The following is a 7,478-nucleotide window of genomic DNA, read 5'->3' on the forward strand; positions in this document are numbered from 1 at the left end:
GCGTGGCCGGGTGCCACGGGGTGCGGGGAGCGGAGGCAGGTGTCATGGGGAATCGGCGGCAGGGGGGTGCCGCGATTCTGGAAATCCCGCCTTAGCGCCAGATTAACGCACGCCCTCCGGGGGGGGCGTGGCCGTGGCCGGCCAGACCAGGGCGTAGCGGGTGGCGAAGGGTGGGGGGCCCGCGTCCTGCCGCAGCGGGATGCCGTGGGCGTCGGCGATGCGCTGCACCAGGGTCAGGCCGATGCCCATGCCGGGCCGGGGCGGGTGGGCGTCCGGGCGGCGGCTGGCGCCGTCGTCGCGCACCGCCAGGGTGACGCTGCCGTCGGCGGCCGGCTGCACCACCACCTCCACCCGGGTGTCGGGCGGGGTGTGGCGCAGGGCGTTGTCCACCAGGTTGCGCAGCGCCAGGGCCAGCATGGCCGAGCGTCCGGCGACCCAGACCGGGGTGTCGGGCGCGTCCAGCGACAGGTCGTGCCGGCGTTCGTGGGCCTGGGGCACGTGGTCGGTGACCACCTGCCGCGCCAGTTCGCACAGGTCGACCACCTGGTCGGGGGCGGCGTCGGGGCCCTGGGCGCGGGCCAGGTCGAGCAGCTGGGTGAGGATGCGTCCGGCGCGCAGGGCGTCGTGTTCCACCTGTTGCAGGGCCTGGTCGCGGACCGTGGCCTCCCCGTCCGCACGTGCCAACCGGGCTTGCCAGACCAAGGCGGCCAGGGGGGTGCGCAGTTCGTGGGCGACGTCGGAGGTGAAGCGCCGCTCGCGCCGCCACTGGGTTTGGAGGCGCTCCACCAGGCCGTTGATGGCCTGCACGGTGGTGCTCAGTTCGCGGAAGGGCTGTTCGGGCGGCAGGGTCTGGCCGGCGTCCACGTCCAGCGCACCGATGGCTTGCGAGAGTTCGTTCAAGGGCCGCAGGCCGCGGCGTATGGTCCAGGCCAGCAGCAGCGCGACCAGGGGCAGCAGCACCAGGGCCGGGCGCACGATGTGTTCGGCGATGTCGCGGCCCAGGGCCCCATGCCGGCGGGTGTCGATCAGCACCGCGACCCGGTGCCCGCCCACACCATCGGCGTCGGCGACGAACACGCGCCAGCGGCGGTGGCCGTCGCCCGCGGGCAGGGTCAGGGTCTGGTGTCCGTTGACCAGGGTGTCGGGCAGCTGCGCCGCCATGCCGTGGGTGTCCCAGACGGTGTGGCCGTGGGCCCAGGCCACCACCCGCAGTTCGGGCGAGTAGCCGGTGGCCAGGGCGTGGCGCGGGGCGGCCTCGGGTGGGTGGTCGGCGGGGGTGTCGGCGGTGGACTGGCGCAGCAGCAGTTCGGCGGTGGACACCAGCTGCCCGTCGGTGATCTCCTCGGCCTCGTGCACGCCGGTGTAGTAGGCCACGCCGGCCAGGGTGAACCAGATGGCCAGCAAGGCCAGCAGCGTGCGGACCCACAGGTGGCGCCACAGCAGGCGCGGCGCGCCGGGGGTGTGCAGGGCGGTGTGCTTCATGCGTCCGTGCCCGGGCGTGGGACGAAGTAGCCGACCCCGCGCACCGTTTTCACCAAGCCCTCGCCCAGCTTGCGGCGCAGGTGGTGCATGTGCACCTCCAGGGCATTGCTTTCCAGGCTTTCGTTGAAGCCGTACAGGGCCTCTTCCAGGCGCGCACGGGTCACCACCTGGCCGCTGGCGCGCAGCAGCACCAGCAGCAGGGCAAATTCCTTGGCGCGCAAGGCCACGGGTTCGCCTTGGCGCTGCACGGTGTGGGCGGCCGGGTCCACGGTCAGGTCGCCGTGCCGCAGCAGGGGCGAAGCCCGCCCTTCGCTGCGGCGCAGCGCCACGCGCATGCGGGCCAGCAGCTCGTCGGGTTCGAAGGGCTTGACCAGGTAGTCGTCGGCGCCCTCGTCCAGCCCGGCCACACGGTCGGGCAGGGCGTCGCGCGCGGTCATGATCAGCACCGGCAGGGTCTGGCCGCCCTGGCGCAGCCCGCGCAGCCAGTCGATGCCGTCGCCGTCGGGCAGGTTGAGGTCGAGCAGCACCAGGTCGAAGGCTTCCACCCGCAGGGCGGCGCTGGCGTGGCCCAGGGTGGCGCACACGTCCACGGCGTAGCCAGCGGCCCGCAAGGTGGCCGCCAGGCCGCCGGCGATCCCGGCGTCGTCTTCCACGATCAGCACGCGCATGGTGGGGGCTCCTCCAGGTGGGGCCGGGCGGTGCCGGCATGGTGCCGATTGTCTCAGGCGTGGTTAAGGCCGGCTTAACTGCGGCGCGGTGCAATGGGGCATGAAAGAATTTTCTCTGCCCGCGTCTGTGCGCCGGGCGCCTGCTGGGCTGTGGTCGGTGTGTCTGTGCTGGGCCGTGGCCCTGGCCTGGGACGCCAGCGGACTGGACATGGGCGTGATGCGTGCCCTGGCCGATGCCCAGGGTTTTGCCTGGCGCCACCAGTGGTGGCTGGAGCGGGTGCTGCACGACGGCGCCCGGCACCTGGCGACGGCCGCCTACCTGGGTCTGTGGCTGATGGTGTGGCGCCCGCTGGGGCCGTGGCGCCGCCTGGCGCGGTCCCAGCGCCTGGAGGTGGCCCTGGGTGCCACCTGGGGCCTCCTGGCGGTCAATGCCATCAAGCGCCACAGCCTGACCAGTTGCCCCTGGGACTTGCAGGCCTTCGGCGGCACGGCGCAGTACGTGTCGCACTGGCTGTGGGGCGTGGCCGACGGCGGGCCGGGTCACTGCTTTCCCGGGGGGCACGCGTCGGCGGCCCTGACGCTGCTGGGGGCGTCGCTGCCCTGGTTGACCTCGGCCGACCCGCAGCGGCGGGCCCGGGGGCGGCGCTGGCTGTGGGGCGTGGTGGTGTTCGGTGCCGTGTTGGGCCTGACCCAGACCCTGCGCGGCGCGCACCACCCCAGCCACACGCTGTGGACCGGGGTGATCTGCTGGACCCTGGCCGTGCTGAACCACCACGCGTGCCGCGGGCTGGTGCGGGTGTTGGCGAAGCGTCAGTCATCGCCGTCGTGCGCCCCGTCTACCCAGGCCGACGGGGTGGATGCGCCAAGCGCGGTGGCGGGCGCCTGCCGCCATTCCCAGGCCCAGTAAGTCAGCACGGCCACACACAGCAACGCGGCCAGCCAGCCCCGGTTGTGTTTCACCAGGTCGGGGCCCGGGCCTGGCACCCGGCCGCTCCACATGGGGCGGGCCTGGTTTTGGCGCCGCCACAGGCTCAACAGCAGCAACAGCCCCAGGTGGGCCAGCACCAGCCACAGCAAGCCTTCGCCCAGGGTTTCGTGCAGGTCTTCCAGCCATTCGCCGCCCCAGTCGTTGTAGGTGGCGTAGCCCGACAGGGTGAGCGGTGCCACCAGCAGCAACAGGCCGACGATGGCCGCGCCCATGGCGATGTTCTGGCCCAGCCGCCAGTTCACCGGGCTGCCTGCCGTGGCGGCCGCGGGCAGCGAGCGCAACCACCGGGGGGCATTCGCCACCTTGGCCCAGAGTGCCCCCAGACCGGCCTGGCGCGGCCCGAACAGGCCGTACAGCAGCCGGAACACCAGCAGGCCGGCCAGGGTGTAGCCCAGGACCACGTGCACCAGGCGCAGGCGTTCGCCGTCGGCGGTGAGGTAGGCGCCGGCGAAGCACAGGGCGAACAGCCAGTGGAAGGTGCGCGTGGGCGCATCGGTCACGCGCCGGCCGGGCGTGGGACGTGGCACGGCCTGCGTGCCCGAGGAAGACAAGGTGCTCATGAGGGGACTCCGTGGGGCTCAGTCGTCCAGAAAGGCGCGGCGGTGCTGGGGGGCCAGACCGGCGGGAAAGCGCAGCTCGTCGTCGTCGAAGCGCCCTTGCTCGGCGCCGCCGTGGCAGGCCGCGCAGTTGGCCGCGCTTTTCACGCTGGCCAGCCGCCAGACGGCGGGATCGATTTCGCGGTGCTTGCGCTGGAACCAGACCGAACGGGTCAGGCGGTCTTGTGGCGGCTCCTCGGCCACGCGCTTGTAGGTGCCGGCGTGCTGCTGCAGCCAGCCGGCCAGTTGCTGCACCGTGGCCGGGTCCAGCGACGCGTCGCTGCCGTAGTGGCGGTCCAGGCCAGTCATCAGGCGTTGCCAGGAGCGCGCGGGCAGCATGCCCGGCGGGTAGGCCACGTGGCAACTGCCGCATTCCTGCAGGTAGGCGCTGGGCGTCTGGCGCGGCAGCATGGGGCCGCTGTCGGCCCAGGCGGCGGGCAGGGTGGATGCGGTCAGGCAGAGGGCGGCCAGCCAGGGCCGCAGGTGTGCGAAGGGGGTGTGGATCGTCATGGTTTCAGGGCGTTGAGGTAGGCCAGCACATCGGCTTTTTCGGCGGCGGTGCATTCGCGTTCGAGCACGTCTTTGCAGTTGCGGCGGAACCACTTGTCCACCTTGGCGCTGTCGGTGAAGGCCTTGGGGTTGAAGGCCGGCGCCAGCGGGGCGATGGTCTTGCCGGTGCTGGCGTGTTTGCCGGTGGCGGTGGGCGGCGTGCCGTGGCAGCTGGCGCACGACCATTCGCCGCCGTGCCGCCGGGTGAAAAAGGCCCGGCCGGCCTCGACCTGGCCAGGGCGGCCGGCTTCGGCAGACCAGCGTGCCAGCTGCTCGGCGGGGCCGGTGTCGGCGGCGTGGGCGCCGTGCCAGGCCCAGAGGGCGGTGGCCAGGGCCAGGGCCGCGCGGCGGGTGTGGTGCATCATGGGGGTTCCTCCTTTGGGGTGACGGTGAACGGTGCCGCCATGGTGCGCGCCCCGGCCTGTACCGAAGCTGAACGCGCCGTTCAGCCGGCGTTCAGCTTCGGGCTTGCACAATGCAGGGGCCTGCCAGCGCGGTGCTGGCGCGTCCGTCAGAGAAAGGGTGCCGATGCACAGACGTTTGCTTGGGGCCGCCGGCCTGGCGCTGGCCGCGGGCCTGCTGGTCCCCGCGGCCCGGGCCGACAGCGACCACGACCGCGCCCGCGCCGCCTTGGTGGCCGGCGAGGTGCTGCCGCTGGCAGAGGTGCTGCAGCGCGTGGCGCGCCAGCACCCCGGCCACGTGCTCGAAGTGGAACTGGAGCGCGAGGACGGCCGCTGGGTGTACGAACTGAAGCTGCTGCAGGGCGACGGCGGCGTGCTCAAGCTGGAAGCGGACGCGCGCGACGGCACCGTGCTGCGCCGGCGCAGCGAATCGGGCGGGCGGCGCTGATGCGGGTGCTGCTGGTCGAAGACGAACCCACCCTGGCGGCCCAGCTGGCACAGGCCCTGGGCGAGGCCGGTTACGCGGTGGACCGCGCCGACAACGGCCGCGACGCCTGGTTCCAGGGGGGTGTCGAGACCTACGACGCCGTGGTCCTGGACCTGGGCCTGCCCGTGCTCGACGGCCTGAGTGTGCTGCAGCGCTGGCGGCGCGAAGGCATGAACGCGCCGGTGCTCATCCTCACCGCACGCGACCAATGGCACGACAAGGTGGCGGGCATCGACGCTGGGGCCGACGACTACCTGACCAAACCCTTCCACACCGAGGAGTTGCTGGCGCGGTTGCGCGCGCTCATCCGCCGCGCCAGCGGCTTGGCCTCGGCGGTGCTGCGCTGCGGTCCGCTGGTGCTGGACACGCGCTCCGGCCACGTCAGCGTGGACGGCCAGGCGGTGGCGCTCACCGGACACGAATACCGGCTGCTGGCCTACCTGATGCACCGGCCCAATGCCCTGGTCTCGCGCACCGACCTGACCGAGCACCTGTACGCCCACGACCACGACCGCGACTCCAACACCATCGAGGTGTTTGTGGCCCGGCTGCGCAAGAAACTGCCGCCCGGCCTGATCGACACCGTGCGCGGCCTGGGCTACCGGCTCAACGCGCCGGCTGGGGGCTGAACGTGGCGGCGCTGTGGCGGTCCTTGCGCTGGCGCCTGTGGTGGGCCACCCTGGTGGGTTTGGGCGTGGCCTTGCTGCTCGCCGGCTGGGGCCTGGCCGGGCTGTTCCGCGAACACGCCACCCAACAGTTCGAACGCCAGTTGCAGCGCCAGCTCGATTTGGTCACCGCGCAGCTGGAGGTGGACGCCGCCGGGCAAGCCCGCTTGCGCACCGGCCTGAACGACCCGCGCTGGCACACCCCCTACGCCGGCCTGTACTGGCAGATCGACGCGCTGCCCCGCCAGGGCAGCGCCCCGCTGCGTTCCCGCTCCCTCTGGGACACGGTGCTGGCCCTGCCCGACGACATGCCGGCCGACGGCGAACTGCACCGCCACACCCTGCCCGGCCCCGGCGGCCAGACCGTGCACCTGCTGGAGCGCGCCGTGCGCCTGCTGGACCAGCCGGGGGCGCCGGCCTGGCGCATCGCCGTCGCCGCCGACACCGCCGAACTCGAAGCCGCGGTGGATCGTTTTTCGGGGCGTTTGCTCACCTTTCTGGCGGTGCTGGGCGCGGCCCTGCTGGCGGCGGCTGCGGCCCAGCTGGCGGTGGGCCTGGCCCCGCTGCGCCAGCTGCAGGTGGCGGTGCAGGCCGTGCGCCAAGGCCGTCAGCCGCGCCTGCAAGGGCGTTTCCCGAGCGAGGTGCAGCCCCTGGTGGACGATTTCAACCGCGTGCTCGCCCACGACGAACAGGTGGCCCAGCGCGCGCGCCAGACCGCCGGCAACCTGGCCCACGCCATCAAAACCCCGCTGGCGGTGCTGAGCCAGCTGGCCGACCACCCCCCCGACGATCCGGCCGATTGGGCCCCCACCCTGCAAGAGCAGGTGCAGGCCGTGCGTCAGCAGGTGGACTGGCACCTGCAACGCGCCCGTGCCGCGGCCGCCGGCGCCCCCGGGCGCCTGGCGCCGCTGCGCCCCGTGCTCGACGGTTTGGGGCGGGTCATGCGCAAGGTCCACGCCCACCGCGAGGAGCGCCCGCCACTGGACCTGGTGCTGGGCCCGGTGGACGCGCGCTGGCGCTTCGCCGGCGAGGCCCAGGACCTCCAGGAAATGGCGGGCAACCTGCTCGACAACGCCTGCAAATGGGCCCGCAGCCGGGTGGTGTTGGAAGTGGTGGGCCGGCGCGACGGCGGTTTCTGGCTGACGGTGGACGACGACGGCCCCGGCTTGGACGCAGCCCAGCGACAGGCCGTGCTGGGCCGGGGGGTGCGTGCCGACGAGCGCGTGCCCGGCAGCGGGCTGGGGCTGGATATCGTGCGCGAAATCGCCACCCTTTACGGTGGGGAACTGGCCCTGCAAGTCTCGCCGCTGGGCGGCTTGCGGGCCCGTCTGGGCTTGCCGGGGGAGCTGGCCTGAGGCTGGCCTCGCCTGGGTCTGTCCAGGTGAGGGGTGGCTCGGTTCAGGCCGCCGCGCGCGTCAGCCGGTCGCGCACGCCGTCCCAGGCTGGGTCGGCGGGCGGCGTTTCCACCCAGATCAGTTTGGTGTCGTGCCGGTCCAGCGCGCGCAGCACCGCGAACAGTTCCTGCGCGCAGGCGCCGGCCTGTTCGGGCATGCGCTCGCTCCGCACGTGCGGGCTGGCGCAGGCGATGGGCGCACGGCTGTACACGGCGATGTGGCGCGCGTCCGCGCCCAGCACGTCCAGC

The 7,478-nt window shown here is 73.2% G+C and carries 10 protein-coding genes; 4 read left to right on the plus strand and 6 right to left on the minus strand.

Features of this window, described 5'->3' with window-relative positions; translation table 11 throughout:
• Window positions 1–102 precede the first annotated feature (102 nt).
• The gene (locus tag CON77_RS14415; RefSeq protein WP_101050249.1) at window positions 103–1,482 is read right to left on the minus strand and encodes an ATP-binding protein; all 1,380 of its coding nucleotides are present in this window, start codon (window positions 1,480–1,482) and stop codon (window positions 103–105) included.
• Window positions 1,479–2,150 (minus strand): response regulator, encoded by a 672-nt coding sequence (locus CON77_RS14420; RefSeq protein ID WP_101050251.1) that lies wholly within the window; start codon window positions 2,148–2,150, stop codon window positions 1,479–1,481. Before CON77_RS14420 ends, CON77_RS14415 begins: the two co-directional genes overlap by 4 nt.
• 100 nt (window positions 2,151–2,250) lie before the next feature.
• Here CON77_RS14420 and CON77_RS14425 point away from each other — a divergent pair, with 100 nt between their 5' ends.
• A complete protein-coding gene (locus CON77_RS14425; RefSeq protein ID WP_101050261.1) occupies window positions 2,251–3,057 on the plus strand; it encodes a phosphatase PAP2 family protein in 807 nt (268 codons plus the stop codon).
• Here CON77_RS14425 and CON77_RS14430 read toward each other — a convergent pair.
• From CON77_RS14430 to CON77_RS14440, 3 genes are read right to left on the minus strand one after another with little or no spacing between them, the layout of a single operon-like run.
• Window positions 2,961–3,698, minus strand: coding sequence for a cytochrome b/b6 domain-containing protein (locus CON77_RS14430; RefSeq protein ID WP_101050253.1), 738 nt, complete (start codon window positions 3,696–3,698; stop codon window positions 2,961–2,963). The two genes, CON77_RS14425 and CON77_RS14430, sit on opposite strands and share 97 nt — an antisense overlap.
• Before the next feature lie 18 nt (window positions 3,699–3,716).
• Window positions 3,717–4,244 carry a diheme cytochrome c gene (locus CON77_RS14435; RefSeq protein ID WP_101050255.1) on the minus strand — a complete coding sequence of 176 codons (528 nt, stop codon included), beginning with the start codon at window positions 4,242–4,244 and terminating at the stop codon, window positions 3,717–3,719.
• Window positions 4,241–4,645 (minus strand): DUF1924 domain-containing protein, encoded by a 405-nt coding sequence (locus CON77_RS14440; protein WP_101050263.1) that lies wholly within the window; start codon window positions 4,643–4,645, stop codon window positions 4,241–4,243. Before CON77_RS14440 ends, CON77_RS14435 begins: the two co-directional genes overlap by 4 nt.
• A gap of 166 nt (window positions 4,646–4,811) precedes the next feature.
• Here CON77_RS14440 and CON77_RS14445 point away from each other — a divergent pair, with 166 nt between their 5' ends.
• Genes CON77_RS14445 through CON77_RS14455 form a run of 3 tightly spaced genes read left to right on the plus strand, consistent with a single transcriptional unit; the run spans window position 4,812 to window position 7,191 of the window.
• A complete protein-coding gene (locus CON77_RS14445; protein WP_101050257.1) occupies window positions 4,812–5,132 on the plus strand; it encodes a PepSY domain-containing protein in 321 nt (106 codons plus the stop codon).
• On the plus strand, window positions 5,132–5,800 hold the full coding sequence (locus CON77_RS14450) for a response regulator transcription factor (RefSeq protein ID WP_101050259.1): 669 nt from the start codon (window positions 5,132–5,134) through the stop codon (window positions 5,798–5,800). Before CON77_RS14445 ends, CON77_RS14450 begins: the two co-directional genes overlap by 1 nt.
• Before the next feature lie 2 nt (window positions 5,801–5,802).
• Complete coding sequence (locus CON77_RS14455; protein ID WP_198552404.1) at window positions 5,803–7,191, plus strand: sensor histidine kinase; 1,389 nt, start codon at window positions 5,803–5,805, stop codon at window positions 7,189–7,191.
• A gap of 43 nt (window positions 7,192–7,234) precedes the next feature.
• Here CON77_RS14455 and CON77_RS14460 read toward each other — a convergent pair.
• The coding region (locus CON77_RS14460; protein WP_304442167.1) for a Sua5 family C-terminal domain-containing protein at window positions 7,235–7,478 on the minus strand (244 nt) is incomplete at its 5' end.

It is taken from the genome of Macromonas nakdongensis, from assembly GCF_002837145.1.
In the GTDB taxonomy this organism is placed as follows: Bacteria; Pseudomonadota; Gammaproteobacteria; order Burkholderiales; family Burkholderiaceae_C; genus Macromonas_B; species Macromonas_B nakdongensis.

What these genes read in the sequence shown, in the direction of transcription:
- CON77_RS14420 (WP_101050251.1), bottom strand. Translation starts at nt 2,150, where the DNA reads ATGCGCGTGCTGATCGTGGAAGACGACGCCGGGATCGCCGGCGGCCTG.
- CON77_RS14445 (WP_101050257.1), top strand. Translation starts at nt 4,812, where the DNA reads ATGCACAGACGTTTGCTTGGGGCCGCCGGCCTGGCGCTGGCCGCGGGC.
- CON77_RS14440 (WP_101050263.1), bottom strand. Translation starts at nt 4,645, where the DNA reads ATGCACCACACCCGCCGCGCGGCCCTGGCCCTGGCCACCGCCCTCTGG.
- CON77_RS14435 (WP_101050255.1), bottom strand. Translation starts at nt 4,244, where the DNA reads ATGACGATCCACACCCCCTTCGCACACCTGCGGCCCTGGCTGGCCGCC.
- CON77_RS14415 (WP_101050249.1), bottom strand. Translation starts at nt 1,482, where the DNA reads ATGAAGCACACCGCCCTGCACACCCCCGGCGCGCCGCGCCTGCTGTGG.
- CON77_RS14450 (WP_101050259.1), top strand. Translation starts at nt 5,132, where the DNA reads ATGCGGGTGCTGCTGGTCGAAGACGAACCCACCCTGGCGGCCCAGCTG.
- CON77_RS14425 (WP_101050261.1), top strand. Translation starts at nt 2,251, where the DNA reads ATGAAAGAATTTTCTCTGCCCGCGTCTGTGCGCCGGGCGCCTGCTGGG.
- CON77_RS14430 (WP_101050253.1), bottom strand. Translation starts at nt 3,698, where the DNA reads ATGAGCACCTTGTCTTCCTCGGGCACGCAGGCCGTGCCACGTCCCACG.